At 74.9% G+C, this 25,428-nt stretch carries 27 protein-coding genes and 1 pseudogene; 15 read left to right on the top strand and 13 right to left on the bottom strand.

Annotation, left to right across the window (positions count from 1 at the left end; translation table 11 throughout):
* Nucleotides 1–279 (top strand): annotated as a pseudogene (locus tag H596_RS24980) (IS110 family transposase); the annotation flags it as partial.
* Here the strand turns inward: H596_RS24980 and H596_RS0112390 are convergent.
* The 9 genes from H596_RS0112390 to H596_RS0112430 all read right to left on the bottom strand — a co-directional run bounded on the left by H596_RS0112390 (nucleotide 276) and on the right by H596_RS0112430 (nucleotide 10,831).
* Complete coding sequence (locus tag H596_RS0112390; RefSeq protein ID WP_037301249.1) at nucleotides 276–1,418, bottom strand: benzoate/H(+) symporter BenE family transporter; 1,143 nt, start codon at nucleotides 1,416–1,418, stop codon at nucleotides 276–278. The pseudogene H596_RS24980 and the gene H596_RS0112390 overlap by 4 nt on opposite strands.
* Nucleotides 1,418–3,700, bottom strand: a complete 2,283-nt coding sequence (locus tag H596_RS0112395) for a penicillin acylase family protein (RefSeq protein ID WP_027285160.1) — start codon at nucleotides 3,698–3,700, stop codon at nucleotides 1,418–1,420. Before H596_RS0112395 ends, H596_RS0112390 begins: the two co-directional genes overlap by 1 nt.
* A 1-nt stretch (nucleotide 3,701) precedes the next feature.
* Nucleotides 3,702–4,685: a Bug family tripartite tricarboxylate transporter substrate binding protein gene (locus tag H596_RS0112400; RefSeq protein ID WP_027285161.1), complete on the bottom strand. Its 984-nt coding sequence runs from the start codon at nucleotides 4,683–4,685 to the stop codon at nucleotides 3,702–3,704.
* Between the two features lie 5 nt (nucleotides 4,686–4,690).
* The gene (locus H596_RS0112405) at nucleotides 4,691–5,080 is read right to left on the bottom strand and encodes a cupin domain-containing protein (protein WP_027285162.1); all 390 of its coding nucleotides are present in this window, start codon (nucleotides 5,078–5,080) and stop codon (nucleotides 4,691–4,693) included.
* Entirely contained in the window at nucleotides 5,077–6,300 is a 1,224-nt protein-coding gene (locus tag H596_RS0112410) for a M20/M25/M40 family metallo-hydrolase (protein WP_027285163.1), read from the bottom strand. The genes H596_RS0112405 and H596_RS0112410 overlap by 4 nt, the downstream gene beginning before the upstream one ends.
* On the bottom strand, nucleotides 6,297–7,688 hold the full coding sequence (locus H596_RS0112415; RefSeq protein ID WP_027285164.1) for an amidohydrolase family protein: 1,392 nt from the start codon (nucleotides 7,686–7,688) through the stop codon (nucleotides 6,297–6,299). Before H596_RS0112415 ends, H596_RS0112410 begins: the two co-directional genes overlap by 4 nt.
* Entirely contained in the window at nucleotides 7,689–8,654 is a 966-nt protein-coding gene (locus H596_RS0112420; RefSeq protein ID WP_211225275.1) for a D-2-hydroxyacid dehydrogenase, read from the bottom strand.
* Nucleotides 8,651–9,697, bottom strand: a complete 1,047-nt coding sequence (locus H596_RS0112425) for an alpha/beta hydrolase (protein ID WP_027285166.1) — start codon at nucleotides 9,695–9,697, stop codon at nucleotides 8,651–8,653. Before H596_RS0112425 ends, H596_RS0112420 begins: the two co-directional genes overlap by 4 nt.
* A gap of 75 nt (nucleotides 9,698–9,772) precedes the next feature.
* The gene (locus tag H596_RS0112430) at nucleotides 9,773–10,831 is read right to left on the bottom strand and encodes a trypsin-like peptidase domain-containing protein (RefSeq protein WP_037301252.1); all 1,059 of its coding nucleotides are present in this window, start codon (nucleotides 10,829–10,831) and stop codon (nucleotides 9,773–9,775) included.
* Between the two features lie 85 nt (nucleotides 10,832–10,916).
* Here H596_RS0112430 and H596_RS0112435 point away from each other — a divergent pair, with 85 nt between their 5' ends.
* Genes H596_RS0112435 through H596_RS0112445 form a run of 3 tightly spaced genes read left to right on the top strand, consistent with a single transcriptional unit; the run spans nucleotide 10,917 to nucleotide 13,842 of the window.
* Nucleotides 10,917–13,262: a heavy metal translocating P-type ATPase gene (locus H596_RS0112435; RefSeq protein ID WP_027285168.1), complete on the top strand. Its 2,346-nt coding sequence runs from the start codon at nucleotides 10,917–10,919 to the stop codon at nucleotides 13,260–13,262.
* The gene (gene cueR, locus H596_RS0112440) at nucleotides 13,259–13,642 is read left to right on the top strand and encodes a Cu(I)-responsive transcriptional regulator (protein WP_027285169.1); all 384 of its coding nucleotides are present in this window, start codon (nucleotides 13,259–13,261) and stop codon (nucleotides 13,640–13,642) included. The genes H596_RS0112435 and cueR overlap by 4 nt, the downstream gene beginning before the upstream one ends.
* A gap of 2 nt (nucleotides 13,643–13,644) precedes the next feature.
* The gene (locus H596_RS0112445; protein WP_027285170.1) at nucleotides 13,645–13,842 is read left to right on the top strand and encodes a heavy-metal-associated domain-containing protein; all 198 of its coding nucleotides are present in this window, start codon (nucleotides 13,645–13,647) and stop codon (nucleotides 13,840–13,842) included.
* A 66-nt stretch (nucleotides 13,843–13,908) separates the two neighbouring features.
* Here H596_RS0112445 and H596_RS0112450 read toward each other — a convergent pair whose 3' ends face one another.
* The 3 genes from H596_RS0112450 to H596_RS0112460 form a co-directional block, all read right to left on the bottom strand.
* Nucleotides 13,909–14,697 (bottom strand): Bax inhibitor-1/YccA family protein, encoded by a 789-nt coding sequence (locus tag H596_RS0112450; RefSeq protein WP_027285171.1) that lies wholly within the window; start codon nucleotides 14,695–14,697, stop codon nucleotides 13,909–13,911.
* A 91-nt stretch (nucleotides 14,698–14,788) separates the two neighbouring features.
* Nucleotides 14,789–17,287 (bottom strand): ABC transporter permease, encoded by a 2,499-nt coding sequence (locus H596_RS24865; protein ID WP_027285172.1) that lies wholly within the window; start codon nucleotides 17,285–17,287, stop codon nucleotides 14,789–14,791.
* Nucleotides 17,284–17,994 (bottom strand): ABC transporter ATP-binding protein, encoded by a 711-nt coding sequence (locus H596_RS0112460; RefSeq protein ID WP_027285173.1) that lies wholly within the window; start codon nucleotides 17,992–17,994, stop codon nucleotides 17,284–17,286. Before H596_RS0112460 ends, H596_RS24865 begins: the two co-directional genes overlap by 4 nt.
* On the opposite strand from H596_RS0112460, the gene H596_RS0112465 reads away from it, so the two are divergent.
* From H596_RS0112465 to H596_RS0112495, 7 genes are all read left to right on the top strand, one after another.
* On the top strand, nucleotides 17,993–18,652 hold the full coding sequence (locus H596_RS0112465) for an arylesterase (RefSeq protein WP_084602743.1): 660 nt from the start codon (nucleotides 17,993–17,995) through the stop codon (nucleotides 18,650–18,652). The two genes, H596_RS0112460 and H596_RS0112465, sit on opposite strands and share 2 nt — an antisense overlap.
* A 27-nt stretch (nucleotides 18,653–18,679) precedes the next feature.
* Nucleotides 18,680–19,216 carry an RNA 2',3'-cyclic phosphodiesterase gene (gene thpR, locus H596_RS0112470; protein ID WP_027285175.1) on the top strand — a complete coding sequence of 179 codons (537 nt, stop codon included), beginning with the start codon at nucleotides 18,680–18,682 and terminating at the stop codon, nucleotides 19,214–19,216.
* A gap of 40 nt (nucleotides 19,217–19,256) precedes the next feature.
* Nucleotides 19,257–19,628, top strand: coding sequence for a hypothetical protein (locus tag H596_RS0112475; RefSeq protein WP_027285176.1), 372 nt, complete (start codon nucleotides 19,257–19,259; stop codon nucleotides 19,626–19,628).
* Between the two features lie 67 nt (nucleotides 19,629–19,695).
* Nucleotides 19,696–20,181 (top strand): copper chaperone PCu(A)C, encoded by a 486-nt coding sequence (locus H596_RS21390; RefSeq protein WP_037301255.1) that lies wholly within the window; start codon nucleotides 19,696–19,698, stop codon nucleotides 20,179–20,181.
* A 131-nt stretch (nucleotides 20,182–20,312) separates the two neighbouring features.
* The gene (locus H596_RS23840; protein WP_027285177.1) at nucleotides 20,313–20,987 is read left to right on the top strand and encodes a hypothetical protein; all 675 of its coding nucleotides are present in this window, start codon (nucleotides 20,313–20,315) and stop codon (nucleotides 20,985–20,987) included.
* A gap of 14 nt (nucleotides 20,988–21,001) precedes the next feature.
* Nucleotides 21,002–21,694, top strand: coding sequence for an NAD-dependent deacylase (locus H596_RS0112490; RefSeq protein ID WP_027285178.1), 693 nt, complete (start codon nucleotides 21,002–21,004; stop codon nucleotides 21,692–21,694).
* A 134-nt stretch (nucleotides 21,695–21,828) separates the two neighbouring features.
* Nucleotides 21,829–22,602: a trypsin-like serine peptidase gene (locus H596_RS0112495; protein ID WP_051212921.1), complete on the top strand. Its 774-nt coding sequence runs from the start codon at nucleotides 21,829–21,831 to the stop codon at nucleotides 22,600–22,602.
* A gap of 276 nt (nucleotides 22,603–22,878) precedes the next feature.
* Here H596_RS0112495 and H596_RS0112500 read toward each other — a convergent pair whose 3' ends face one another.
* Nucleotides 22,879–23,277, bottom strand: a complete 399-nt coding sequence (locus H596_RS0112500) for a metallopeptidase family protein (protein ID WP_027285180.1) — start codon at nucleotides 23,275–23,277, stop codon at nucleotides 22,879–22,881.
* Between the two features lie 27 nt (nucleotides 23,278–23,304).
* Here H596_RS0112500 and H596_RS0112505 point away from each other — a divergent pair, with 27 nt between their 5' ends.
* The 4 genes from H596_RS0112505 (at nucleotide 23,305) to H596_RS0112520 (ending at nucleotide 25,394) form a co-directional block, all read left to right on the top strand.
* Nucleotides 23,305–23,592, top strand: a complete 288-nt coding sequence (locus H596_RS0112505) for a 4a-hydroxytetrahydrobiopterin dehydratase (RefSeq protein WP_027285181.1) — start codon at nucleotides 23,305–23,307, stop codon at nucleotides 23,590–23,592.
* Nucleotides 23,585–24,061, top strand: coding sequence for an MmcB family DNA repair protein (locus H596_RS0112510; protein WP_027285182.1), 477 nt, complete (start codon nucleotides 23,585–23,587; stop codon nucleotides 24,059–24,061). Before H596_RS0112505 ends, H596_RS0112510 begins: the two co-directional genes overlap by 8 nt.
* A 21-nt stretch (nucleotides 24,062–24,082) precedes the next feature.
* A complete protein-coding gene (locus H596_RS0112515; RefSeq protein WP_027285183.1) occupies nucleotides 24,083–25,012 on the top strand; it encodes a class I SAM-dependent methyltransferase in 930 nt (309 codons plus the stop codon).
* A gap of 61 nt (nucleotides 25,013–25,073) precedes the next feature.
* Complete coding sequence (locus H596_RS0112520; protein ID WP_027285184.1) at nucleotides 25,074–25,394, top strand: c-type cytochrome; 321 nt, start codon at nucleotides 25,074–25,076, stop codon at nucleotides 25,392–25,394.
* The last annotated feature ends 34 nt before the right edge of the window (nucleotides 25,395–25,428 follow it).

Raw genomic sequence — 25,428 nt, forward strand, 5'->3', positions numbered from 1 at the left:
GCCTGGGCCGCCACCCGCAAGAAGGACAGCTATCTCCGCGCCCAGTTCCACCATCTGCGACAGCGCCGCGGACCGAAAAAAGCCATCTGCGCCGTCGCCGCCTCCATCCTCACCGCCGTCTGGCACATGCTCCAAAACGGAACCTTCTGGCACGATCTCGGACCAAATCACTTCCACCAACGCTCGCCAGAACAGCAGGCACGTCACCTCGCCGCCCAAATCATAAAGCTCGGCTTCAAGTGCTCCCTCGAACCACAAGCCGAGGGAGTTTCTGTCTAGGCGCGCGGCGCGAGCAGCGCATAGAGCGCGCCCCCCGCGAGCAAGCCCCAGAAGGCCGCGCCGATCCCGAGCACCGAGAGGCCCGAGGCGGCGATGACGAAGGTGGCGATGGCGGGCAGCCGCGTCGCCTCGGCCGAGAGCGCCGTGGAGAGCGCCCCCGCGAGCGAGCCCAGCAGCGCGAGCCCGGCCACCGCCTGGATCAGCAGCGGCGGCGCGGCCGCCACCACGCTCGCCGCCACGCCCGAGACGAGGGCGAAGCCGAGATAGCCGAGGCTCGCCACCGCCCCCGCCACCCAGCGGCGCTTCGGGTCCGGATGCGCCTCGGGCCCCGCGCACAGCGCCGCGGTGATGGCGGCGAGGTTCACGAGCTGCCCGCCGAAGAAGCCGCCGGCGAAGCTGCCCGCCCCGGTGGCGAGGAAGACCGGCCGCATGGCGGGCCGGTAGCCATTGGCCTGCAGCACGGCGAGGCCCGGCAGGTTCTGCGAGGCCATGGTGACGAGGAACAGCGGCAGCGCGATGCCCACCATCGCCCCCCACTCGAAGGCGGGGCTCACCCAGACGAGCGCGGGCGGGGTGAAGCGCGCCGTCCCGGGCAGGCCGGGCCCCAGCGCCAGCGCCGCCACCGCGACCAGCACCGCCGCCGGCACGGCCCAGAGCCGCGCGAGCCGCAGCATCAGCGCCCAGGCCAGCACCACGGGCAGGGCGAGGAAGGGCAGCGCCCCCACCGCCCGCACCGGGGCGAGGCAGAGATCGAGCAGCACCCCCGCCAGCATGGCGGCGGCGAGCGGCGGCGGGATGCGCTCCACCGCCCGCGCGAAGGGCCGCCACAGCCCGGCCAGCACCAGCAGCAGCGCCGCCGCCAGGAAGGCGCCCACCGCGGCCGCGAAGCCGCCCTCCGGCGCGCCCGTCGTCACCAGCAGCGCCGCCCCCGGGGTGGACCAGGCGATGCTGACGGGCATGCGCCAGAGAAGCGAGAAGCCGAGCCCGAGCCCCCCCATCAGCAGGCAGAGCACCACGAGCCCCGAGGCCGCCTGCTCCGGGCTCGCCCCCACCGCCGCGAAGCCCGCCAGCACCACCGCGAAGGAGGAGGCGAAGCCCACGAAGGCCGCGAGCAGCCCGAGCGTGACGGGCTGCAGCATCAGGGCGAGAGGCGCAGCATGCCGGTGCTCGCGCCCGGCACGCGGGAGAGGCGGCGCATCCCGCCCGTCCGCCAGGCCTCGAACTGGTCGCTCCAATGCGGCGAGAGCGGATGGCCCGACTGGCCGGTGGCGATGACGGCGAGCGCTCCGTCAGGATCGGCGAGGTCGGCCACGAAGCGCAGCCCCGCCCCGTGCACGGCCTGGAAGGGCGCCCGCCCGCCCGCGCGGAAGGACTGGCGCTGCACCGTCTCGCCATCGCCCGAGACGGGGGCGGAAAGCCCGACCAGCGCCCCGAGGCCCGGGACGAAGCGCAGCAGAGGGTGTTCGAAGCGCGCGAGATGCGCCGCGCCCCAGCGCCAGCGCGCGGGATCGGGCCCGTGCTCGCGCGCGAGCTCGCCCACCGCCTCGGCCAGCGCCAGCGCCGCCATGGCGCGGCAATCGCCGCCGCACCACCAGGCGGCGCGCTCCTCGCCCGAGAGGAGGAAGCGCAGGAACTCGGCACTCGCCGGCGCCTCGGGCACCCGCGCCTGGGCGAGGGCGAGCTGCGGCATGCGCCGGGCGAAGCCGGCCCAGATCAGCGGCTCGGGGCGCTCGGCTGCCATGGTCCCGTCCCACTCCGCGAGCAGCGCCTGCGCCGCGGCGAGCGCGCCCGTCCCTCGCGGCAGGGCGCGCAGCAGGGGAAGGGATTCGCGGGCGAGCAGCGAGAGCGCGTCCATCTGCATGGCGGCGAAGCCCGCCGCATCGTGCCGCTCGCGCTCGGCCAGCAGGGCGTGGATGCGGCGGAAGCGCCAGTCGCCCGGCCAGTCCCGGCCCAGGAAGGCCGGGTGCCCCTCCGGGCTCACCCGGTTGTTGGCGTTGACCAGCACGCCCGAGGCCGGGTTCTCCACATGCGGCAGCGCCTCGAAGTCGAGGAAGCCGCGCCAGGGCTCGGTTCCGGGCTGCGCGCCGTCATGGCCCTCGGCGCGCAGCGGCGTGCGGCCGGTGAGATACATGGCGATGCCGCCCCCGCGCTCGGCCACCATCAGGTTCTGCGGCGGCGAGGCGATGAGCGCGGCCGCCGCCCGCGCCTCGGCGAGGCTGCGCGCGCGGTTGAGCGCGAGCAGCCCGCGCGCCGAGCTGTCGCGCGGCTCCAGGTTCGCCATGCGCAGGCTGAGCACGCGGCCATCGCCGCGCGGCGTCTCGTCGAGGTCGGAGACGACGGGGCCATTCGCCGTCTCGCGCACCGTCATCGTCACCGGCGCCCCCCCGCGCACGCGGATCACCTCGGTGCGGGTGACGCGCGCAGCGGATTCCGGGTCGAGGAACACGTCCTGCGTGTCGGAATGGGTGGTGGTGAAGCCCCAGGCGAGATCGGCGTTGCGGCCGATGACGAGGAAGGGCACGCCCGGCGCGGTGGCCCCGGCGAGGAAGCGCCCGTCGGGGAACTCGATGCGCGCGAGATACCACAGGATGGGCGCGCCATAGCCCAGATGCGGGTCGGCCGCGAGCAGCGGCGCGCCCGAGGCGCTGCGCGCGCCCGCCACCGCCCAGGCGTTGGAGGCGGAGGAGGGCAGGGGCGCGTCCTCGCCGAAGCGCGGGATGGCGGCGAGCAGCCGCTCGAGCCCCGGCAGCGCGGCGACATCCGCCCGCCCCGCGCTGCGGTCGAGCGGCCAGAGATCCCACACCCTCCCCTCGGGCAGCACGGCGGCGAGCCGCGCGCGCTCGATCTCCGTGCGCCAGTTGCCCGAGAGCCAGAGCCCCATCACCTTCGCCCAGAGCAGCGAATGTTCGGGCCGCCAGGCCTCGGGCGCGCCCAGGATCAGGAACTCCGGCGCGGCGAAGCGCCCGCGCTCGGCGATGCGCGCGTTCACGCCCAGCGCATAGGCGTCGAGCAGCGCGCGGGTGGGGGCGTCGAGGGCGGCGAGATCCTCCTCCGCCCGCTGCGCGAGGCCGAGCAGACGGGTGAATCGGTCCGCGCGCAGCGCCGCCGGCCCCGCCACCTCCGCGAGCCGGCCCTGCGCGCCGCGGCGCATCGTCTCCATCTGGAACAGGCGGTCGCGCGCGTGCAGGTAGCCGAGCGCCATGGCGGCGTCGCGCTCGTTCGCCGCGGCGATGCGCGGCACGCCCTCCGCGCCGAGGCGGATTTCCACCGGGGCGGAGAGGCCGGGCAGGGCGATGCGCGCCTCGCGCGCCGGCAGCGTCCACCACAGCGCCGCGAGCGCGCCGAGCGGCAGGGCGATCAGCAGCAGGAACAGGGCGCCGAGCGCCCGACGCCAGAGGCTGGGGCGGCGGCGCCGGCGCATGCTACTCGGGCTCGATCCCCGCGCTGCGGATCATCTGCCCCCAGGAGGCGATCTGCGCGACGATGAAGCGCCCCAGCTCCTCGGGCGTGGAGGTCACCCCCTCGAAGAAGACGCGCGCCATGCCCTCGCGGTATTCGGGCTTCGCGCCCACGCGCAGCATGGCGGCCGAGAGCGCCTGGGTCACCTCCGCCGGGAGCCGGGCGGGGCCGAGCAGCGCGGCCCAGCTCAGCATCTCGAAGCCGCTCATGCCCTGCTCGGCCAGGGTGGGCACCTCGGGCACCAGGCTGCTGCGGCTGCCGGAGGTGATGCCGAGCGCGCGCAGCCGCCCCTCGCGCACATGGGCGATGGAGGGGGCGAGGTCCACCACCATCGAGTCCACGCGGCCCGCCAGCACATCGGTCAGCGCGGGGGGCACGGAGCGGTAGGGCACATGCGTCATCTCCACCCCCGCGTGGCGGGCGATGGCCGCGCTCGCCACGATGCCGGAGGAGTTGCCCGAGGCGTAGGTGACGCGCCCCGGGTTGGCGCGCGCATGGGCCGCGAACTCCGCCAGGTTGCGCGCCGGCAGGGCCGGGTTCACCACCAGCCAGAAGGTGTAGTTGCCGAGCCGCGAGATGGGCGTGAAATCCGCGATCGGGTCGTATTCCAGCCGGCGCATCAGCCAGGGGTTGGCGGCGTGCGGCGTGTTGGTGGTGACGAAGAGCGTGTGCCCGTCGGCGGGGGCGCGCACCACCGCCATGGCGGCGATGGCGCCATTGGCGCCGGGGCGGTTGTCCACCGTCACCGTCGCGCCGCCGAGCTCGGCGGCGAGGAGCGGCGCGAGGGTGCGCGCCACCGCATCGGTGCCCGAGCCGGCCGCGAAGGGCACGACGAGGGTGATGGGGCGGCTGGGCCGCCACTCGGCGGGGCCCGCCCCCTGGGCGCGCGCGGGGCGCGCGAGGAGCGGCAGCAGCGGGGCGACGGCGATGATCTGGCGGCGGTGCATCTTCCTCAGTCTCCTTGGACGTGGCGGCGGATCACCTTCTGCGGGTTCTCGCCATAGGGGGGCGCGTAGATCACGAGCACGCGCACGGGCTCCTCGCCGATCACCTGGAACAGGTGTTCCGCATCGGCGGGGAAGAAGCAGGCGTCGCCGGGGCCGATCTCGCCCTCCTCGCCGTTGCAGGCGACGCGCGCGCGCCCGGCGAGGATGTAGCAGACCTGCTCGATGCCGGGATGGGCGTGCGGCAGGGCGGCGCCGCCGGGCTGCAGCGTGCCGTGCAGCACCTCCACTTGCCGCGCGCCCACCGTCTCGGGGCCGATCAGCCGGTGGTTCACCGTGCCGTGGTGGTTGGCGGGGGAATAGGGCGTCACATCGCCCATGCGCACGATCAATGTCATGCCGAGAGCTCCATCTCCGCGACGGCGAGGATCGTCGCCAGGCTCGCGCGCATGCCGCGCAGCGAGGATTCGATCTCCACGTCGATCCACTCCTCCAGCGAATGGGCCCGCCCGCCCGTGCCGCCCGAGCCGATGCGCAGCGCGGGGATGCCGAGGCTCATCGGGATGTTCGCATCCGTGGAGGACCATTCGAAGCCGGGCGTGTAGCCCTCGGCCGCCACCGCCGCCGCCGCCAGCCGCGCGATGGGCGCGCCGTTGGGCGTGTGGCCTGCGGGCCGGTCGCCCACCCGCTGCACCTCGGCCTTGAGCGTGCCCTGGCGCGCCGCGTTCTCCGCGGCCACCGCGGCCTCCACCCCGGCGAGGAAGGCGGCCTCCAGCTTCGCGAGTTCCTCCGCCCCGGCGGAGCGCAGATCCACCTCCATCGTCACCGCCTCGGGGATGGCGTTGATCGAGGTCCCGCCCGCGACGACGCTGACGCAATGCGTGGTCACCGGCTCGCGCGGGACGGGGATGGCGGCGAGCGCGCGGGCCGCCTCGGCCATCGCATAGACGGGGTTCACGAGGCCGAAGGCGGCAAAGCTGTGCCCGCCCGGGCCGCGGAAGGTGACGCGGTAGCGGCGCGAGCCGATGCCGCCGGTGACGATGCGCTCCACATCCGGGCTGTCCACCGTGAGGAAGGCGCGGAAGCGGGCGCGCTTCGGGTGATGGGCGAAGAGGTGGCGCACGCCGCGCAGATCGCCCAAGCCTTCCTCGCCGACATCGCCGAGGAAGAGGATGTCGTGCCGCGTGCGGATGCCGGCCGCGTCCATCGCGCGCAGGAAGGCGAGGTTGACGGCGAGGCTGCGCGTGTCGTCCCCCACCCCGGGGGCGAAGAGCTTCGTGCCCTCGCGGCGGACGCGCACATCGGTGCCGGCGGGGAACACCGTGTCGAGATGCGCCGCCACCACCAGGATGTCGCCATTGCCGAAGCCGCGGCGCAGGCCCATCACATTGCCCACCGCGTCCTGCTCCACCTCCTCGAGGCCATGGGCGCGCAGCATCTCGAGATAGGCGGCCGCGCGCTTCTCCTCGCCGAAAGGGGGTGCTGGGATTTCGGTCAGCGCGATGATGTCCTGCACCGTGCGCTCATGCTCGGCGCGCATCACCTCGCAGGCGTGGCGGAAGCGCGCGTCCGCGCGGATGGCGGCGATGGTCTCCTCGGTCTGCGGCGTGGCCCTCATGCGGCGGCCCTCCGCGCGGCGATGGCGGCGGGGATGGCCCCACGCCGCTCCGCCTCCGCCCAGACGCGCGCGATGGCGGCGGCCCCGCGCCGGGTGATGGCCGCGGCGTCGCCGCGCAGCAGGGTGCGGTGGGCCACCCGCAGCCTGCCCGCGGTGACGACCGTGTGCGCGTCCCGCCCCGCGCCGTTGGTGAGCAGCGCGCGGAGCGGGTTCCACACCGGCTGGTAGCGCGGGGCGGAGAGGTCGAACATCACGAGATCGGCCCGCGAGCCCGGCGTGAGCCGCCCGAGATCGGGCCGGCCCAGCGCATCGGCGGAATCCCGCGTCGCGGCCGCAAGCAGCCGCTCCGCCGCGCCCTGCGAGGGATCGCCCGACTGCGTCCGGGCCAGCACCGCCGCGGCGCGCAGCTCGTCCACCATGTCGAGCGTCACGCCGTCCGTGCCGATGCCGAGCCGCACCCCCGAGGCGAGGAAGCGCGCGAGCGGCACCGCCCGGCCCGAGCGCGCGAAGCCGAGCGGGCAGGAGGCGATGGCCGCCCCCGCATCCCGCACCTGCGCGATCTCCTCGTCGGTCGCGAACATGCAGTGGCCGAGGATCACGCCCGGCCGCAGCAGCCCGCATTCGGCGAGATGCGCCACGCTGCGCCGGCCGTGCGCCGCCTCCACCGCCGCGATCTCGAGCGGGTTCTGCGCGCAGTGGATGGAGACGAGCGCACCCATCTCGCGCGCCGCGCGGTCCACCCGGCGCAGCAGTTCGGGCGAGTTGCTGTCGGGCCCATGCGGGCCGAAGCCCACGGAGGCGAGCCCGTCCGGGCCCTCATGCGCCTCGGCGAAGAGGCGCATCACGAAGTCGAAGCTGGCCTCGGAGGCGTCCTCGCCGCGCCATTCGGGCCTGCCGTCCGCGCCCATGGCGAGGTTGGGCCGCGTGAACAGGTAGGGGCAGGACCAGGTGCGCAGGCCGAGCGCGCGCGCGCGCGGGATGAAGGCGCGCTGCTGCGGCCGCCAGATGTCGAGCATGGCCGTCGTGCCCGTCATCAGGCATTCGAGCAGCGCCATCTCCACCGCGTCCCCGATCTCCTCGGGGTCCATGATCTCGGCCACCAGGTCGCCGAGCGGCATGAGCAGCGAGAAGAGGATGTGCCCGGGCAGCGCGCCGGGCGCGATGTCGTCCGCGAGGCCGCGGAACAGGGGCGCGGAGAAGGCGTGGTTGTGCAGGTTGATCAGGCCGGGCAGCAGCAGCCCGTCCTCGAGCGCGATGCGCTCCGCGTCCATGGAGGGCGGCTCGGCGAGGATGGCCGCGATGCGGTCGCCCTCCACGAGGATGTGCGGGCGCTCGCGCAGCCCCGTCTCGGCGCACCAGGACCAGCGCGGCGAGAGCAGCAGCGCCATTCAGACGACCTGGTTCACGAGGGCGGCCTCGCCCCGCTGCAGCCGGGCGATGTTCTCCAGCATCAGGTCCAGCACGTTGTTCTCGTAGGCGCAGGTCTCGCCGCCCGTGTGCGGTGTGACGAAGCTGTTGGGCAGGCGCCAGAGCGGGCTCTCGGGCGGCAGGGGCTCGGTGGCGAAGACGTCGAGTGCGGCGGCGCGGATGCGCCCCTCGGCGAGGGCGGCGATCAGCGCCGCCTCCTCCACCACCGGCCCGCGCGCGCAGTTCACGAGGATGGCCGTGGGCTTCATGGCCGCGAAGCTGCCCGCATGGATCAGCCCGCGCGTGGCCTCCGTCAGCGGGCAGACGAGGATCACCGCATCGGCCTGCGGCAGAAGCGAGGGCAGGGCGGCGGCGGCGTGCACCTCGTCCGCCCCGGCCGCCCCGGCCTCGGGGTTCTGGCGCACGGCGATCACCCGCATGTCGAAGGCCTTGAGCAGCCGGATCAGCTTCGCCCCGATCCGCCCCGTGCCGACGACGAGCGCGGTCTTGCCCGCAAGCTCGTCCTCGCGCTCGGCGAAATCGCCCTTCATGCCGGACCAGTGCCGGCGGTGCTGGTCGTCGCGCGCCAGGAAGAGCCTGCGCGTGACGCCGAGCAGCAGCCCCACCGCGTGTTCGGCCACCGCATTGGCGTTGGCCCCGGCGGCGGAGGCGAGGCGGATGCCGTGCCGGGCGAACACCGCGCGGTCATACTGGTCCGTGCCGGCGGAGAGGGACTGCACGAACTTCAGCCGGGGCGAGAGGGCGGGCAGCGTGTTGCGCCACAGCCCGCTGACGACGAGCACATCCGCCTCGCCGATGCGCGCCTCGAGCTCGGGCAGCGAGCGCACCTCGAAGAAGGGAAAGGGCGCGCCGCGCGCGGCGAAGCGCTCGCCGCAGCGATAGGCCACATGGGCGAAGCAGATGCTGGGTCGGCTCGGAAAACTCACGCGGATGCCTCTTCGAGAAAGACCTGCACGGCCTGGAACAGCGCGCCCCGGTTGCGCTCCATCATCATGGTGTGGGTGCCCTCGCCCAGCACCACGAGGCGCCTGCCCGGCGAGGCCGTGAGCAGCGGCAGGATGGCGAAGGCCATGGAGGGGGGCGTGTCGCGGTCCCACTCGCCCACCACCAGCAGGGTGGGGGCAGTGATGCGGCCGGGGTCGTAGAAGGGGCGGCCGGCCTGCCAGAACTCGCGGCTGTCCAGCAGCACGCCGTTGGGCGCGCGGAGCGCGGGCGGGTTGCGGCGCAGCCCCTCGGGGTCGGTCGCCCAGGTCACGCCGGCCCAATGCTCGAACCAGCCGGCGGGGATGATCGTGTTGCGCGCCGAATCCGGCACGCCGGCGAGCCAGCGCTCGCGCGCCTGGGCTTGGGTGACGAAGCGATAGGCGCCGAGCTCCGCCGTGGCGCCGGCGGCGGCGGGCGAGGCGCCCTCGCGCAGCCAGACCGGCGCGTAGAGCACGAGGCGCTCCACCAGCCCGGGATTCTCGGCGGCGAAGCGCCCCTGCGTCGCCGTGCCCCAGGACCAGCCCATGTGCACGAGGCGCGGGAGGCTCCGGCGCTGGCGGATGAAGGCGGCGGCGGCGGCGATGTCGGCCACCGCCGTCTCGCCGCGCACGAGGGGCGGATTCGCCTCGGGCGGCTGGCCCATCTCCGGCGGGCGGGTGGAGCGGCCATAGCCGCGCAGGTCGAGGCTCCAGACATCGAAGCCGCGGCCGGCGATGTAGTCCATCCAGGAGAGGCCGCCGAGCGGCAGGTCGAAGCTCGTGTGCGCCGGATAGGTCGCGCCATGCACGAAGAGCAGGGTGCGTGCGGGCGAGAAGCTTGTCAGATTCGCCGGCCGCTTGTTGCGCAGGAACAGCTCGATTCCCGCATCGCGGGCGGGGATCATGAACTCCTCGGTGACGAGCGGGGCGGGCTGGGCCGCCGCCTCGGCGGAGATCAGCAGGGGCGCGGCGAGCGCGGGCGCGGCGAGCACGGCGCGGCGATGCATGACGGTCTCCCTCGGGCGTCTGCGGGCGAGACTACCGAAGGAACGCCCCCGCCGCGAGGGGGCGGGGCAGGGCCCTCAGCGCTCGCAGCGGATGAACAGGGTGGAGCGGTGCGCGATCTCGCCCACATCGGCGGTGGGCAAATCCCGCCCCGCGCCCTCGGCCACGCGCGGCTCCACCCCCGCCCGGCGGGCGAAGGCGAGCGCCGCCTGGCCCTGCACGGCGAAGTTCACGTTCTGCGCGATGTCGCCCGTGCGCTGGGCCACCCGCTGGGCGTTGAGCTTGGAGACGATCACGCCCACCACGCGCCCCTGCATGTCCAGAAGCGGCCCGCCCGAGTTGCCCGGCTGCACCTCGGCGCTGATCTGGTACTGGTTCGGATTGTCGCCCAGCCCGCGCAGCCCGTTCACCACCCCCTGGGTGAGCTTGGGGTCGGAAGAGAGCAGCCCCGCGAGCGGGAAGCCATAGGCCACCACCCCCTCGCCGCGCCGCACCTCGGGGCCGGTGCGGAAGGGCAGGGCGGGGCCGACCAGCCCCGGCACGTTCAGCAGCGCGAGGTCGAGCGCCGCATCCACCCGCGCGGGCGGGCGCGCCTCCATCCAGTGGCCCGAGGGCGTGCGCAGGATGACCCGGTTGCAGCCGTTGATGACGTGCTCGTTCGTCATCACCCGGCCCTCGGCGATCAGGAAGCCCGTGCCGGTCGAGACCTGGCGCGCCTGGCGGTTGGGCTCGACCACCAGCTCGCGCGAGGCTGGGCCCGCGGGGCGCGGCGCGGGCTGCGCGGCCTGGGCGGGGCGCGCGGCCTGGGTCACCTCGATCTGCCGGTTCACGCAGATGTCCTGCCCGGCGAGCCGCGCCTCGCGCCCGTCGGCGAAGACGAGGCGCAGGTCGAAGCGGCAGCCGGCGTCGGCGGCGGGGTTCACGCGAAAGCCCGCGCCATCGGCCAGCGGGCGGTCGGGGCGCAGCAGGTTGCCGCCCCAGTCGTTCTGCGCCCCGCGCGGGCTGCGCACGGCGTGCAGCGCGATGGCCTCCACCCCGGCGCGGTTCACCACCCGGAACTCCCCGGGCTGGGCCGCGTTCTGCGCCAGGGCGGGCAGCGGCAGGGCGAGGGCGAGGAGAAGCAGCAGGGCGCGCATGGCCGGGATGTGCGCTGCTCCTTGCGCCAGCGCAAGGTCGGGCGGGCTTGACCCTGCCACGGTGGCAGGCACCACCTCGCGGCGCATGATGGATCAGGTCACCCCCCTCGAACGCCTCCGCCTTCCCGTCTCGGGCATGAGCTGCGCGAGCTGCGCGGGCCGCGTCGAACGCGCGCTGGCCGCCGTGCCCGGCGTCGTCTCCGCCCGCGTGAACCTTGCCGAGGAGAGCGCCGAGGTGGCCGGAAGCGCCCCGCTTTCCGCCCTGGAGGCCGCGCTGCGCCAGGCGGGCTACGGGCTGCGCGAGCGCGTGATGGAGCTCGCCATCACCGGCATGAGCTGCGCGAGCTGCGCGCGGCGGCTGGAGCGGGCGCTCGCGTCCGTGCCCGGGGTGCTGGAGGCGGCGGTGAACTTCGCCTCCGAGCGCGCCACGCTGCGCGTGCTGGAGGGCACGCAGACGGCGGCGCTGGAGGCCGCGGTGGCGCGGGCGGGCTATGGGCTCGCTTCGGCCGGGGCGCGGCGCGGGCTTCCGTGGGAGGATCTGGCCCTCGCCCTCGCCGCGCTGCTGGCCGCGCCCTTCCTCATCGGCATGATCGGCATGGCGCTGGGCCGGGACTGGATGCCGGGCGGCTGGTGGCAGCTCGCGCTCGCCACGCCGCTGCAGTTCGGCCTGGGCTGGCGCTTCTACCGCGCGGGGGCGGCGGCGCTGCGCGCGCGCACGGGCAACATGGACCTGCTCGTGGCCATGGGCACCAGCGCGGCCTATGGCCTCTCGCTCTGGATGCTGCTGACCGAGGCGCAGGCCCATCACCTCTATTTCGAGGCGGTCGCGCTCGTGATCTTCTTCGTGCTGGTCGGCAAGCGGCTGGAGGCGCGGGCCAAGCGCGCCACCGCGGGCGCGATCCAGGCGCTGCTCGATCTCAAGCCCCGCACCGCGCGGCGCATCGAAGCGGAGGGCGAGCGCGAGGTCCCCGCCGCCCTGCTGCGCGTGGGGGAGAGGGTGGCGCTGCGCCCCGGCGAGCGCGTGCCGGCTGATGGCGTGATCGAGGCGGGCGAGGCGGGCCTCGACGAGAGCGCGCTGACCGGCGAAAGCCGCCCCGTGCCCAAGGGGCCCGGCGATTCCCTCGCCACCGGCACGGTGGTGCTCGATGGCGCGCTGACCCTGCGCGTCACCGCCGTGGGCGAGGAGACGGTGCTGGCCCGCGTGGCCGCGCTGGTGGCCGCGGCCCAGGCCAGCCGCGCGCCCATCCAGAAGCTGGTGGACCGCGTCTCGGCCGTCTTCGTGCCCGTGGTGGCGGCCATCGCCCTCGCCACGCTGGCGGGCTGGCTGATCGCCGGGGCGGGGGTGGAGGAGGCGGTGATCCACGCCGTCGCGGTGCTGGTCATCGCCTGCCCCTGCGCGCTCGGCCTCGCCACGCCGGCCGCCATCATGGCCGGGACGGGGGCGGCCGCGCGGGCGGGGATCCTGCTGCGCGACGCGGAGGCGATCGAGCGCGGGCACGCCGTGCGGCTCGTCGCCTTCGACAAGACGGGCACGCTGACCGAGGGGCGGCCCATCCTCGCCGCGCATCACGCCGCCGAGGAGGGGGCGCTCGCCCTCGCCGCCGCGCTGCAGCAGCACAGCGAGCATCCGCTCGCCCGCGCCGTGCTGGCCGCCCATGGCGCGCCGCCGGCGCCGGTGGAGGGCTTCCGCGCCCTGCCTGGCCGGGGTGTCACGGGGGTCGTGGCGGGGCGCGCGCTCTGGCTCGGCAACCGGCGCCTGGCGGAGGAGCGCGGCGCGGGCGGCGCCTTCGCGGCCGAGGCGGCCGAGGAGGAAGGGCGGGGCCGGACCCTCGCCTGGCTGGGCGAGGGGGGGCGGGCGCTCGCGCTGCTCGCCTTCGAGGATTCGCTGCGCCCGGGCGCGGCCGAGGCGGTGGCGCGGCTTCGCGCCATGGGCCTCGGCGTGGCCATGCTCTCGGGCGATTCGCCCGCGGCGGCGCGGGCGGCGGCGGCGCGCCTCGGCATCGCGGAGGTCGCGGCCGGGCTGCTGCCGGAGGAGAAATCCGCCTGGGTCGCGGCGCGCCGCGCCGAGGGCGCGCGGGTGGCGATGGTGGGCGATGGCGTGAACGACGCGCCGGCGCTGGCCGCGGCCGATCTCGGCATCGCCATGGGGCAGGGGACGGAGGCGGCCATCGCCGCGGCCGGGATCGCCCTGCTGCGCTCGGACCCCGCGCTGGTGCCCGCGGCCATCGCGGTGGCGCGGGCCACGCGCGCCAAGATCCGGCAGAACCTGTTCTGGGCCTTCGCCTACAACGCGGCGGGACTGCCGCTGGCGGCGTTCGGCCTCTTGTCGCCGGCGCTGGCGGGGGCGGCCATGGCGGCCTCCTCCGTCTCGGTGCTCGGCAATGCGCTGCTGCTCGCGCGGTGGCGCCCGGTCGAGGGATGGGAGAGATGAACATCGGCGAAGCGGCGGCCGCGAGCGGCGTCAGCGCCAAGATGATCCGGCATTACGAGACCCTGGGGCTGATCCGGCCGGAGCGGCGGGCGAACAACTACCGCCGCTACACCGAGCGCGACGTGGCGGTGCTGCGCTTCATCCGCCATGCGCGGGAGCTCGCCTTCCCGCTCTCCGAGGTGAAGCGGCTGCTCGCGCTCTGGCAGGACAGTTCGCGCCAGTCGGCCGAGGTGCAGCGCATCGCCATGAGCCATGTCGAGGCGCTGGAGGAGAAGGCGCGCTCCCTGCAGGCCGTGGCCGCCTCGCTGCGGCATCTGGCGCGCGCCTGCGCGGGCGACCACCGCCCGGAATGTCCCATCATCGAGCACCTGGAGGGGTGAGCATGGCCGTCGTGGAACTGACCGTGGAGGGGCTGAGCTGCGGCCATTGCGTGAAGGCGGTGACGGCGGCCATCCAGGCGCGCGACCCGGCGGCGAAGGTGGAGATCGCGCTGCCCTCGGGCGCGCTGCGCGCCGAGACGGTGCTGAGCCCCGCGCAGGTGGCCGAGGCGGTGGCGGGCGAGGGCTACGCGGCGCGCTGAGCGCGGATGAAAAAAGCCCGGCGGATCGCTCCGCCGGGCCATGCGGGCCGTGCTCCGGCCCTGCCGTCAGTCCTGGTTGCGGGCGCCCATGAACTGCAGCAGGAACTGGAACAGGTTGATGAAGTTCAGGTAGAGCGCCAGCGCGTCCATCACGCTGCGCTTGCCCGCCATCTCCGTGCCCTCGGCATAGGCGAACTCGATGTAGTCGTTCTTGATCCGCTGCGTGTCCCAGGCGGTGAGGCCGCAGAAGATCACGACGCCGAGCACCGAGATCGCGAAGGCGATGGCCGGCGAGCCGAGGAAGATGTTGACCAGCGAGGCCAGGATGATGCCGATCAGCCCCATCAGCAGGAAGCTGCCCATCTTCGTCAGGTCGCGCTGCGTGGTGTAGCCGATCAGGCTCATCGCCGCGAACATGCTCGCGCAGACGAAGAAGGTGCTGGCGATCGAGGCCTTCGTGTAGATCACGAAGATGTTCGACAGGCTCGCGCCCATCACCGCCGCGAAGAGCCAGAACAGCGCCTGCGCCGTCGTCTTGCTCATCCGGTTGATGCCGAAGGAGAGGACGAGGACGAAGGCGAGCGGCGCGAACATCGCGATCCAGCCCAGGATCGTCGGCGCCGTCGCCAGCCCGCGCGGGGTGCGCACGGTGGTGTAGAACAGCTCCGCGATCGCGGGGTTGTGGGCGATGAGATAGGCGACGATGCCCGTCAGCAGCAGGCCGGACGCCATCCAGTTGTAGACGCGCAGCATGTAGCCGCGCAGGCCCTCGTCGATCGCGGCCTGATCCACGGCGGCGCTGCGGCCCCAGCCTTGCAGCGGCTGCGTCCAGCGCGATTCGGGTTGAGTAGCCATGTGTGTCTGATCCTCCTGGGGACGCGGAAATCCCGCATGAGCAGGATATGGAGTTCTTGTAATCCGGTTCAACCGAAAACGGAAGCCCGCGTCATTCGTTCCTGAGCAGGGGCGCGGGCCGCGCGCGCAGCGCGAGCGCCGTGCCGGCATAGCCGAAGGCGAGCACCAGCGCCATGCAGCCCAGCACCGTCGCGGCGAGCGTGCCGGGCAGGAACACCCAGCCCTGGCGCATCACGCCCACCACCACGCCCCAGGCGGCCGCCGTGCCCGCCGCCGCCGCCAGCAGCCCCGCGAAGGCGCCGAGCACCCCGAACTCCACCAGGAAGGCGCGGCGGATCTGCGCGCGCGTGGCGCCCACGGTCTTGAGCACCACCGCCTCGCGCACCCGCCGGCGCTGCCCCGCCGCCACCGCGCCCGCCAGCACCAGCGCCCCCGCGAGCAGCGTGACCGAGCCCGTGGCCGTCAGCGCCGTGCCGATGCGCCCGAGCAGTTGCGCCACCTGCTCCAGCGCCTCGCGCACGCGGATGCCCGAGACATTGGGCAGCGAGTCGGTGATCCGGCGCAGCAGCGCCGAATCCTGCGCCGGATCGCCGCGCACGGTGGCGAGATGGGTGTGCGGCGCGGCCGAGAGCAGCCCGGGCGAGGCGATCAGCGCGAAGTTCATCGCCAGGCTGCGCCATTCCACATGGCGCAGATTGGCGATGGTCATCTCCACGTCGCGGCCCAGCACGTTCACCGTGATGGTGTCGCCGATGCCCACCCCCCAGCCGCGCGCGAGATTCGCATCGAAGGAGACGAGGGTGGGCCCCGCATGGTCCGCCGGCCACCATTCGCCCGCCACGAGGCGCGTGCCCGGCGGCGGTGCGGCCGCATAGGTCAGGCCGCGCTCGCCGCGCAGCGCCCAGGCCGTCTCGGGGGTGGCGCGCACCTCCTCGGCCGGCACGCCGTTCACCGCGCTGATGCGCGCGCGCAGCGAGGGCACGCGGCGGATTTCCTCGACGCCGGGGATGGAGCGGGCCAGGCGGTCGAACTCGCCCACCTGGTCGGGCTGGATGTCGATGAAGAAGAAGTTGGGCGCGGCGCGCGGCATCTCGCCGCCGATGGCCGCGCGCAGGTTCCCCTCGATCTGCGCGATGGCGGCCAGCGTGGTCAGGCCGAGGCCGATGGCCATGAGCATGATGGGGGTGGGGGCGCCGGGCCGGTGCAGGTTCGCAAGCCCCAGCCGCAGCGCCGGCCGGCGGATGTGGGAGAGCCGCCGCGCCCCCCACATCAGCAGCGCCGCACCCAGGCGGAAGGCGAGGATCGCCGCCGCCGCCCCGGCGCAGAAGGCCGCGGCGAAGAAGGGCTGCTCGGCCGTGCCGATGACGAGCGCCACCAGCGCCGCCGCCGCCAGCGCGTTCAGCAGCGCGACGCCGAGCCCCGGCCAGCGCGCCCCCCCGCCCAGCACGTCGCGGAACAGCGCCGCCCCGGGGATGCGCCCCGCCCGCCCGAGCGGCCAGAGCGCGAAGGTCAGCGCCGTGAGCAGCCCGTAGAGCGCCGCGAGCGCGAGCGGGGCCGGATAGACGCCCAGCCGCGGCGGCACCGGCAGCGCGCCCGAGAGCGCCTGCGCCGCCAGCATGGTCAGCCCCCAGCCCGCGACGAGTCCGAGCAGGATGCCGAGCCCCGCCAGGGCCAGCACCTGGAACAGATAGGCCGCGAAGATCGCCCCCGCCGGCGCGCCCAGGCAGCGCAGCGTGGCGATGCTGCGCGCCCGCGCCTCCAGCCAGGCGCGCACCCCCGTCGCCACGCCGATGCCGCCCACCAGCAGCGCCGTGAGGCCCGCGAGGGTGAGGAAGGCGGCCGCGCGGTCGAGGAAGCGGCTCACCCCGGGCTCGGCCTGCTCGGCGAGGCGGATGCGCCAGGGCGCGCCGGGGAAGGCCGTGCGCAGCTCGGCGGCGAAGCCGCGCGCCGAGACCCCGGCCGGCAGGCGGATGCGATACTCGTGCGCGATCAGGCTGCCCGGCTGGATCAGCCCCGTCGCCGGCAACTGGTCGAGGGGCAGGATCACGCGCGGGCCGAAGGCGGTGGGGGTGGCCACCCGGTCCGGCTCCTCGGCGATGCTGGCGGCGAAGGTGAAGCGCCCCTCGCCCAGCCGCACCGCATCGCCGGGCGCGAGGCCGAGGCGCTCGGCCACCGCGGGCTCGGCCGCCAGCACGGGGCCGCGCAGCGCGACCTCGGGCGCCAGGACGAGCGCGCCGTAGAGCGGATAGCGCCCATCCGCCGCCTTCACCTCCACGAGGCTGCGCTCGCCCGAGGAGGCGACGAGCATGGCGCGCAGCAGGCGCACCTCGCTCACCACGCCGCCGCGCGCCTCCACGGCGCGCAGCACCTCCGGCTCCAGCGGCTGGTAGCCGCTGCGGATTTCGAGATCGCCGCCCAGGATGCGCGCGCCATCGGCCTGCAGCCCCGCCTGCACCCCCGCGCGCAGCGTGCCCACCGCGGCGATGGCCGCAACGCCGAGCGCGAGGCAGAGCAGCACGATCAGCAGCCCGCGCGGGCCCGCGCGCAGCTCCCGCCGTGCGAGCGTCAGGCCGAGGCGGAGGTTCCTCATGCGGGGGCGAGCGCCGTGTCGCGCTCGATCATCCCGTCGGCCACATGCACCTGGCGCTCGCAGCGCGCGGCCAGTGCGGGGTCATGGGTGATGAGGATGAGGGTGGTGCCGTATTTCGCCCGCAGATCGAAAAGCAGGTCCATCACCGCCTGGCCGGTGGCGCGGTCGAGGTTGCCGGTGGGCTCGTCGGCCAGGATCAGCCGCGGCAGGGCCACGAAGGCGCGGGCCACCGCCACGCGCTGCTGCTCGCCGCCCGAGAGCTGGCCCGGGTAGTGCGCGAGGCGATGGCCGAGCCCCACCGCCCTGAGCGCCGCCTCGGCGCGGGCGAAGGCGTGTTCGTCGCCCGAGAACTCGAGCGGGATCGCAACGTTCTCCAGCGCCGTCATGGTCGGCACCAGGTGGAAGGCCTGGAAGACGATGCCCACCTCCTCGCGCCGGAAGCGGGCCAGCGCGTCCTCGTCCAGCGCCGTAAGGTCGCGCCCCGCCACGCGCAGCGTGCCCGCGGTCGGGCGCTCCAGCCCCGCGAGCAGCATGAGCAGCGAGGTCTTGCCCGAGCCCGAGGGGCCGACGACGCCGACCGCCTCGCCCTCGCGCACCGTCAGGTCCACGCCCTTGAGGATGTTGACCCGCCCCGCGCTTCCCCCCACCTCGAAGCGCAGGCCCCGCGCCTCGATGAGCGGCGGGGGGGGGGGGATGATCGTGTCCATGATGCACCGATATGGGCGGCGCGCTGCGCTGCGAAAGGCCCTGCTGCTGGCCGGGGGCGGGGCGCTGCCCGCCCGGGCGGCGCAGCCGCAGCGCCTGCTGGCGCTGGGCGACAGCCTGACGGCGGGCTACGGGCTGCCGCGCGGCCAGGGCTTCGTGCCCCAGCTCCAGGCCGCGCTCGCCGCGCGCGGGCGGGCGGTGCGGGTGCTGGATGGCGGGGTTTCGGGCGACACCATGGCCGGCGGCGCGGCGCGGCTCGACTGGGCGCTGGCCGACCGGCCCCAGGCCGCCCTCGTGGCGCTGGGCGGCAATGACGGGCTGCGCGGCCTGCCGGTCGCGCAGATGGCCGCCGCGCTCGACTCCATCCTCGCGCGGCTCGAGGCGCGGCGCATTCCCACCCTGCTCGCGGGCATGCACGCGCCGCCCAACCTGGGCGCGGATTACGGCCGCGCCTTCCACGCCATCTTCACCGAGGCGGCGGCGCGCCGGCCCGGGCTGGTGTTCATGCCCTTCTTTCTGGAGGGGGTGGCGGGCGAGCCGCGGCTGAACCAGCCCGACGGCATCCATCCCAACGCCGAGGGTGTGGCCGAGATGGTCCGCCGCATCCTGCCCTTCGTGGAACAAGTGCTGGACCGCGCCGCCGCCCAGGCCGCAGGATAAGCGCGCGAATCCGGAAGGGGGTGCCCGATGCGTCTCTTCGTCGCTCTCACGCTTCCGGAGGCGGTGCGCGATCGCCTGGCCAGCCTGACGCTCCGGATTCCCGGCCTGCGCTGGGTGCCGCCGGAGAACTACCACCTCACCCTGCGTTTCATCGGCGAGGTGCCGGCCTTCCAGTGCGAGGAGGTGGACCTCGCGCTCGCCGCCATCCGCGCGCGGCCCTTCGACCTGGCGCTGGCCGGGCTAGGCGTCTTCGAGAAGCAGGGCAGGGTGCAGTCCCTGCACGCGCTGGCCGAGCGCAGCCCGGCGCTCTCGCACCTCCAGGCCAAGATCGAGACGGCGCTGCAGCGCGCCGGCCTGCCGCCCGAGCGGCGGCGCTTCACCCCGCATGTGACGCTGGCGCGCTGCGAGGGCGCGCCGGTGGAGAAGCTCGCCGCCTTCCTCCAGGCCCAGGCCCTGTTCCGCACCGAGCCCGTGCCGATGGAGCATTTCGTGCTGTTCTCCTCGCGGCTCGGCAAGGAGCAGGCGGTCTATACGCCCGAGGTGGAATACGCGCTGGCGGCTTGAAGCGCGCGGGCGGGGGGGATAAGCCTCCCATGTGGCAAGGTTGAGGCCCTTCCTGGCGCGCTGCTTCGCGCTCCTGCTGCTGGTGCAGTCGGGGGCGGCGCTGGCCCATTGCCTGCGGGGGCTCTCGCCGGGCGAGGGGCTGCTGGCGGACATCTGCACGCCGGAGGGGAAGAGGCTCCTGCTGCTCGGCCCCGGCGGCGAGCCGCTGGAGCCGCCCGAGCCCGCCGCCGAGGGGGGCTTCTGCCCCGTCTGCCACGGGCTTCCCGAGCTGGTGCCGCCGCCGCCTCCGGTGCGGGCCGCGCCCCCGCGGCTCGCGGCGCCCGCCCCCTGGCACGGGCAGGGCGAGGCGCTGCGCCTGCCCCCCGGCCGCGTCGCGCCCCACGCCCCCCGCGCCCCGCCCGCCCTGGCCTGAGCCCCCACCCGACCGGCCGGGCGCTCGCCCGCGCCGTGACGCCACTCTCACGCCAGGACATGACACCATGATCTCCCGTCGCACCCTTGCGGGCGCCGCCCTGATGCTGGCCGCCCTTCCGCTTCGCCCCGCCCTCGCCCAGACCATCGAGGCCGGCGCGCTGCGCCTCGAGAACCCCTGGACCCGCGCCGCCAACCAGGGCGCGCAGGGGGCGGGCTTCCTCGTCATCCGCAACACGGCGGCCGAGCCGGACCGGCTGCTCGCCGCCTCCTCGCCCGCCGCCCAGCGCATGGAGCTGCACACCCATATCCGCGAGGGCGAGGTGATGCGCATGCGCCCGGTGAACGACATCCCCGTGCCGGGGAATGGCAGCGTCAGCCTCCAGCCCGGCGGGCTGCACCTGATGCTGATCGGCCTCACCCAGCCGCTGGTCGCGGGGCAGAGCGTGCCCGTCACCCTGCGCTTCGAACGCGCCGGCGAGGTGACCATCCAGCTCGCCGTACAGGCGGCCGGGGCGCGGCAGATGCAGATGGGGCAGGGGCATCGCCATTGATGCGGCGCCATGCAGGGCGCTCATGACATTTCCTTCATCAGTACCTTGCCATATTGGGGGCGCCCGGCCATCTGCCGGGCGCTTTCAACCAAGGAGCCCCCCATGACCCCCAGCCACCGCGAGCCCGCCCGATGAGGCGCTGGGTTCCCTTCGCCATCGCGGGCTTCATGCTCACGCCCTTCGCGCTCTGGGCGCTGTTCTCGGCGCTGGGCATCCGCTCCGGCTTCGAGGGGCTGCACAGCCCGGTGGGCTGGGCGCTGTTCCTCGCCTCGCTGCCGCTGGCGGGGCTGTTCTGGATCCAGAACCTGCGGCAGATGGGCGACTCCATGGGCGCGCCCTCGCGGGTCTCGGCCGCGGCGCGGCTCGCCGCCCTGCTGCCCTGGGCCATCGCGGGCATCGGGCTTGCGGGCGCCGCCTGGCTCTTCTCGGCCGGGGAGGGGGCGGGGGTGGCCCTGCTGGTGGGCGCAGCCGCGCTGGCTCTCGCGCTGCTGGGCGGGCTCGCCGCCCGCGCGCCGGTGGAGCCGCCCGTCTCCGGCGTGCCCGTCGAGGACGGCGCGGCGATGGACGCCCAGGGCCGCGCCTGGCTGCTGGCCATCGGCAATGTCGCGATGGCCCTCGCGCTGGCCGCCTATTACTGGACGCCCTGGGTGCTGCTCTGGGCGGTGGGGGCCCTGGTGCCGCTCGCCTTCGTCGCCATGTTGGCGCTGTGCTGGTGGGCCACCCTGATCCCCGCGACCTCCACGCCGCCCGCCGCGCGGCCCCCGCGCCCGGCGAACGAGGAGGCGCGCCCCGCCCGCGCGGCCTGAGGGGGGGTGCGGCGGTGAACCTCGTCGTCCTCACCGGCGCGGGGATTTCGGCCGAGAGCGGGCTCGCCACCTTCCGCGACCTGGGCGGCATCTGGAGCCAGGTGCGGCTCGAGGAGGTGGCGACCCCCGAGGCCTTCGCCGCCGATCCCGCGCGGGTGCAGGGCTTCTACAACGCGCGGCGCGCGCAGCTTTTCCGCGTCGCGCCCAACCCGGCCCATCTGGCCCTGGCGCGGCTCGACGCGCTCTGGACGCGCGGCGATTTCCTGCTCGTCACCCAGAACGTGGACGACCTGCACGAGCGCGCCGGCGCCCGCCGCCTGCTGCACATGCATGGCGAGCTGCGCCGCGCCCGCTGCCTTGCCTGCGGCGAGGACCACCCTTGGCTGGAGGACATCGCCCCGCACTCCGCCTGCCCCGGCTGCGGGGCGGCGGGGCGGCTGCGCCCGCATGTCGTCTGGTTCGGCGAGATGCCGCTGCACATGGCGCGCATCCAGGAGGCGCTGGCCGGCTGCGACCTCTTCGTCTCCATCGGCACCTCGGGCCGGGTCTGGCCCGCCGCGGGCTTCGTGGCCGAGCTGCGCGGCCGGGCGCGGACGCTCGAGATCAACCTCGAACCCTCGGAGGGCGCCTCGCTCTTCGACGAGACCCGGCATGGCCCCGCGAGCCGCCTCGTGCCCGCCTGGGTGGAGGAGATGCTGACCGCATGATCCGCCTCATGCCAGCGGCCGCTGATCTCGACTCCTTAAAAGTCCGTGCGGCCGCTGGTATGCCTTTGTTTCGGCGCGCAGCCGCCACACCAACCCTGCGCGCGATACGCTCGGCTTGTCATGCCGACCGTATCATGCCCTCGGCCGCTCGCCGTGACGCGGGCGAAAGCGGCCGCTGGCGTCATGCCGCGCTGATCGTCGCGCTGCTGCTGCTGGCCGCCGGCCCGGCGCTCGCCCAGGGCAAGCCCGGCGCGCCCCCGCCCGCCCCGGCCCTGCCCGGCATCGGCTCGGAGGACCCGCGCCGCGTGGTGAGCCCGCGCGAGATGCCCTGGGCGGCGCTCGGCCGGGTGGTGACGGGGCTGGGCAGCCGCTGCACCGGCACCCTCATCGCGCCCGACCAGGTGCTGACGGCCGCGCATTGCCTCGTCGCGCCCGGCAGCCTCGCCTTCGCCCACCCGCACGCGGTCCTCTTCCTGCTCGGCTATGAGCGAGGGGCCTTCCGGGCGCGGGCGCGCGTCGCCCATTACCGCATGGGCCTGGGCTACGATCCGGTGAGCGGCGGCCCGGCGCGCGAGGACTGGGCCATCCTCACCCTCGAAACCCCCCTGCCAGGGCCCTTCCTGCCCCTGCTCGATCGCCCGCCCCCGCCGCGCAGCCCCCTCATGCTTGGCGGCTACCAGGCCGATGCGCCCGAGGTGCTGCAGGCGGACCTGGACTGCCGACTCCTCGAGGCGCGCGACGGCGTGCTGCTGCACGATTGCGCGGGCACGCGCGGCGCCTCGGGCGGGCCAGTCCTCACCCGCACCCGGGACGGCTGGGCCGTGGCCGGCGTCGCCTCCCGCGTCGCCCGCGACCTCGCCCTCGGCGCCGCCGCATCCATCGAGGCGGTGCAGGAGGCACTCCGGTAGCGAGGCGAGAACCGGGAAGGGCGTTGCTGGAGAGGGGCGCCGCCCCTCTCCAGACCTCACCCCGCCAGGAGGCTGTAGCCTCCTGGACCTCGGGCATCAGTCGGGCTTGGGGGGAGGGGCCGACGCGAGCGTTTGGCCCGGCGGTTCCGCCGGCCCCTCCCCCCGAGCCCGACACGGTTCCGGGTTCCAAGGGGCCACTGCCCCTTGGCGGGATGGGGTGCGGGGAAGGGCAGCGCCCTTCCCCGGGGGCGCGCCCCTTCCCGGCTCTCGCCTTTGCTACTGGTCTTCCTCCTGTTCCAGCCGCGCGATGTCGGCGTCGGAGAGGCCGAAGTGGTGGGCGATTTCGTGGATCAGCACGTTGCGGACGAGGCGGAACAGGTCTTCGCCCGTCTCGATCCATTCGAGGAGGATGGGTTCGCGGTAGAGCAGGATGGTGTCCGGCTCGCCGGGGGTGTCGGCGAGGGATTTGCGGGTCAGCGGCGTGCCGCGGTAGAGCCCCGTCAGTTCCCAGGGGCTTTCCAGCTCCATTTCGGCCACCGTTTCGTCATCGGGGATCTCCTCGACGACGATGGCCGCCCCGCGCACCATCTCGCGCAGCTCGCGGGGGATGGCGGCGAGCGCATCCTCCGCCATCTCCAGTATGTCCTCGAGGCTCGGGGGCGTGGTCGGGCGCATGGTGCGTCATCGCATGGGGAGGGCCGGATGGTCGAGAAGCTGGACGAGGCGGCGCGGGCCGCGCTGCCGGAGCTGTTGCCGGAATGGCGCGTGCTGGAGGGGCGGGACGCGATCCAGCGCGCCTTCCGCTTCCGCGATTTCAACGCCGCCTGGGGCTTCATGGCGCGCGTCGCCCTGCTGGCCGAGCGGCAGGACCACCACCCCGAGTGGTTCAACGTCTACAACCGCGTCGAGATCACGCTGACCACGCATGACGCAGGCGGGCTCTCGGCGCGCGACGTGGCGCTCGCCCGCGCCATCGACGCGCTTGTCTGACACGCCCCTCGGCGCGCGGGCGCGCACCGAGGCCATCACCCGCGCGGTGCTGCGCTGGTGTCTCGCCCAGGGCTGGGCGCCGCTCGCCGAGGTGCCGCTGCCCGACGGGCGGCGGGCGGATGTGCTGGCGATTCGCGCCGATGGCGGGCTCGTGATCATCGAGGTGAAGTCCGGCGCGCGGGACTATCTGAGCGACGCGAAATGGGGCGACTACGCCGCCTGGTGCGACGCCTTCCTCTTCGCCGTGGACCTCGACTTCCCCGAGGCGCTGCTGCCCGCCGAGCCGGGGCTGCTGGTGGTGGCCGGGCGCGAGGCGGCGCTGCGCCGCGCTCCGCCCGAGGCGGCGCTGGCGCCCGCGCGGCGGCGGGCGCTCACGCTGCGCCTCGCCCGGCTCGCCGCCACCCGGCTCGCCGAGGCCGCGGACCCCGAGGGCGCGGCGGAGCGGCGGGCGGCGTTGCGCCTCGCCTGAGGCGCGGCCATAAGCCCCGCCATGGCCCATCTCGCGCGGCTCGCCGCCGGCTTCATTCCCTTCACGCCCTACCCCTATCGCGGCCGGCACGAGCCCTGCGCGCTGTGCGGCGGGGCGGAGACGCTGCCGCTCTCCGCGCATGACCGGCGCCTCAAGCGCCTCGGCACCGTGATCTGCGCCGGCTGCGGGCTGATCCGCACCGACCCGATGCCGACGGAGGAGGAGCTGGCCGAGTATTACCGCCACCACTACCGGATGGATTACCAGCTCGTCGGCACGAAGCCGCCGCGGCGGCACCTGGTCCGCACCCGGGCGGAGGCGGCGCGGCGCGTGGCGCTGCTCGCCCCCGTGCTGGGGCCGGGGGCGCGGGTGCTCGACTACGGCTCGGGCTCGGGCGAGTTCCTGCAGGCCGGCGCGGCGGCCGGCTGGGCCATGGAGGGGGTGGAGCCGGGCGAGGCCTATGCCGCCCATGCGCGGCGCCTCGGCGTCACCGTCCATGCCGCCCTGCCCGAGGGGGCGGGGCCCTATGACGCCATCACCTCGCACCATGTGTTCGAGCATCTGCGCGATCCGCTCGCGGTGCTGCGGCGGCTCGCGGCGGTGCTGAAGCCCGGGGGGGTGCTCTACCTCTCCGTGCCCGACATGGGCCCCAATCCGCGCCCCGCCTTCGACCGGCTGCACTTCGCCCATGTGCACGGCTTCGTGCCCGAGACGCTGGACCTTCTGGCCGCGGGCGCCGGGCTCGCGCCCGATCCGCGCTTTCCGCGCGAGCGCACCACCTGCGTCTATCGCCCCGCCGAGGTGGCCTTCCGCCCGGACCCGACGCTCGCCCCGCGCGTGCGCGCGGGCTTCCGCATGGTGGACCCGATCCGGCATGTGCTCACCCTCGGCTGGCTCGCGCCCGGCCTCCGCCGCCTCTCGCGCGATCTGCGCGACAGCTTCCGCCGCTGACTTGCGCAGCCGCGCGGGGCCGTGCCAGCGTCGCGCCGGTGAGGGACGAAAGGCGTTCGGCATGAAGCGGATGGCGCTGCTGGGGCTGCTGGTGCTGCTGGCGAGCCCGGCGGCGGGGCAGGGCCCCGCGCCGGTGCTGATCGGCGAGGGGCAGCGCCTCGCGCACCAGTGGTGCGCCAACTGCCACGCCGTGGCGCCCGGCCAGCGCCCGCCCGCCGGGGATGCGGCGGCGAGCTTCCCCGCCATCGCCGCGCTGCCCTCCACCACCGAGGCCTCCCTGCGCGTCTTCCTCCAGACGCCGCACGCCGGCATGCCCGACTACCGGCTGAGCCGGACGGAGATGGACGCGCTGGTGTCCTACATCCTCTCGCTGCGCCGCTAGGGCGGTTTCCAGACGACCGGGAACCGCTCTCGCC

Origin of the sequence: Rubritepida flocculans DSM 14296 (assembly GCF_000425365.1) — a bacterium.
GTDB lineage: Bacteria > Pseudomonadota > Alphaproteobacteria > Acetobacterales > Acetobacteraceae > Roseococcus > Roseococcus flocculans.

What these genes read in the sequence shown, in the direction of transcription:
- H596_RS0112390 (WP_037301249.1), bottom strand. Translation starts at nt 1,418, where the DNA reads ATGCTGCAGCCCGTCACGCTCGGGCTGCTCGCGGCCTTCGTGGGCTTC.
- H596_RS0112395 (WP_027285160.1), bottom strand. Translation starts at nt 3,700, where the DNA reads ATGCGCCGGCGCCGCCGCCCCAGCCTCTGGCGTCGGGCGCTCGGCGCC.
- H596_RS0112400 (WP_027285161.1), bottom strand. Translation starts at nt 4,685, where the DNA reads ATGCACCGCCGCCAGATCATCGCCGTCGCCCCGCTGCTGCCGCTCCTC.
- H596_RS0112405 (WP_027285162.1), bottom strand. Translation starts at nt 5,080, where the DNA reads ATGACATTGATCGTGCGCATGGGCGATGTGACGCCCTATTCCCCCGCC.
- H596_RS0112410 (WP_027285163.1), bottom strand. Translation starts at nt 6,300, where the DNA reads ATGAGGGCCACGCCGCAGACCGAGGAGACCATCGCCGCCATCCGCGCG.
- H596_RS0112415 (WP_027285164.1), bottom strand. Translation starts at nt 7,688, where the DNA reads ATGGCGCTGCTGCTCTCGCCGCGCTGGTCCTGGTGCGCCGAGACGGGG.
- H596_RS0112425 (WP_027285166.1), bottom strand. Translation starts at nt 9,697, where the DNA reads ATGCATCGCCGCGCCGTGCTCGCCGCGCCCGCGCTCGCCGCGCCCCTG.
- H596_RS0112430 (WP_037301252.1), bottom strand. Translation starts at nt 10,831, where the DNA reads ATGCGCGCCCTGCTGCTTCTCCTCGCCCTCGCCCTGCCGCTGCCCGCC.
- H596_RS0112435 (WP_027285168.1), top strand. Translation starts at nt 10,917, where the DNA reads ATGATGGATCAGGTCACCCCCCTCGAACGCCTCCGCCTTCCCGTCTCG.
- cueR (WP_027285169.1), top strand. Translation starts at nt 13,259, where the DNA reads ATGAACATCGGCGAAGCGGCGGCCGCGAGCGGCGTCAGCGCCAAGATG.
- H596_RS0112445 (WP_027285170.1), top strand. Translation starts at nt 13,645, where the DNA reads ATGGCCGTCGTGGAACTGACCGTGGAGGGGCTGAGCTGCGGCCATTGC.
- H596_RS0112450 (WP_027285171.1), bottom strand. Translation starts at nt 14,697, where the DNA reads ATGGCTACTCAACCCGAATCGCGCTGGACGCAGCCGCTGCAAGGCTGG.
- H596_RS24865 (WP_027285172.1), bottom strand. Translation starts at nt 17,287, where the DNA reads ATGAGGAACCTCCGCCTCGGCCTGACGCTCGCACGGCGGGAGCTGCGC.
- H596_RS0112465 (WP_084602743.1), top strand. Translation starts at nt 17,993, where the DNA reads ATGATGCACCGATATGGGCGGCGCGCTGCGCTGCGAAAGGCCCTGCTG.
- H596_RS0112460 (WP_027285173.1), bottom strand. Translation starts at nt 17,994, where the DNA reads ATGGACACGATCATCCCCCCCCCCCCGCCGCTCATCGAGGCGCGGGGC.
- thpR (WP_027285175.1), top strand. Translation starts at nt 18,680, where the DNA reads ATGCGTCTCTTCGTCGCTCTCACGCTTCCGGAGGCGGTGCGCGATCGC.
- H596_RS21390 (WP_037301255.1), top strand. Translation starts at nt 19,696, where the DNA reads ATGATCTCCCGTCGCACCCTTGCGGGCGCCGCCCTGATGCTGGCCGCC.
- H596_RS23840 (WP_027285177.1), top strand. Translation starts at nt 20,313, where the DNA reads ATGAGGCGCTGGGTTCCCTTCGCCATCGCGGGCTTCATGCTCACGCCC.
- H596_RS0112495 (WP_051212921.1), top strand. Translation starts at nt 21,829, where the DNA reads ATGCCCTCGGCCGCTCGCCGTGACGCGGGCGAAAGCGGCCGCTGGCGT.
- H596_RS0112500 (WP_027285180.1), bottom strand. Translation starts at nt 23,277, where the DNA reads ATGCGCCCGACCACGCCCCCGAGCCTCGAGGACATACTGGAGATGGCG.
- H596_RS0112505 (WP_027285181.1), top strand. Translation starts at nt 23,305, where the DNA reads ATGGTCGAGAAGCTGGACGAGGCGGCGCGGGCCGCGCTGCCGGAGCTG.
- H596_RS0112515 (WP_027285183.1), top strand. Translation starts at nt 24,083, where the DNA reads ATGGCCCATCTCGCGCGGCTCGCCGCCGGCTTCATTCCCTTCACGCCC.
- H596_RS0112520 (WP_027285184.1), top strand. Translation starts at nt 25,074, where the DNA reads ATGAAGCGGATGGCGCTGCTGGGGCTGCTGGTGCTGCTGGCGAGCCCG.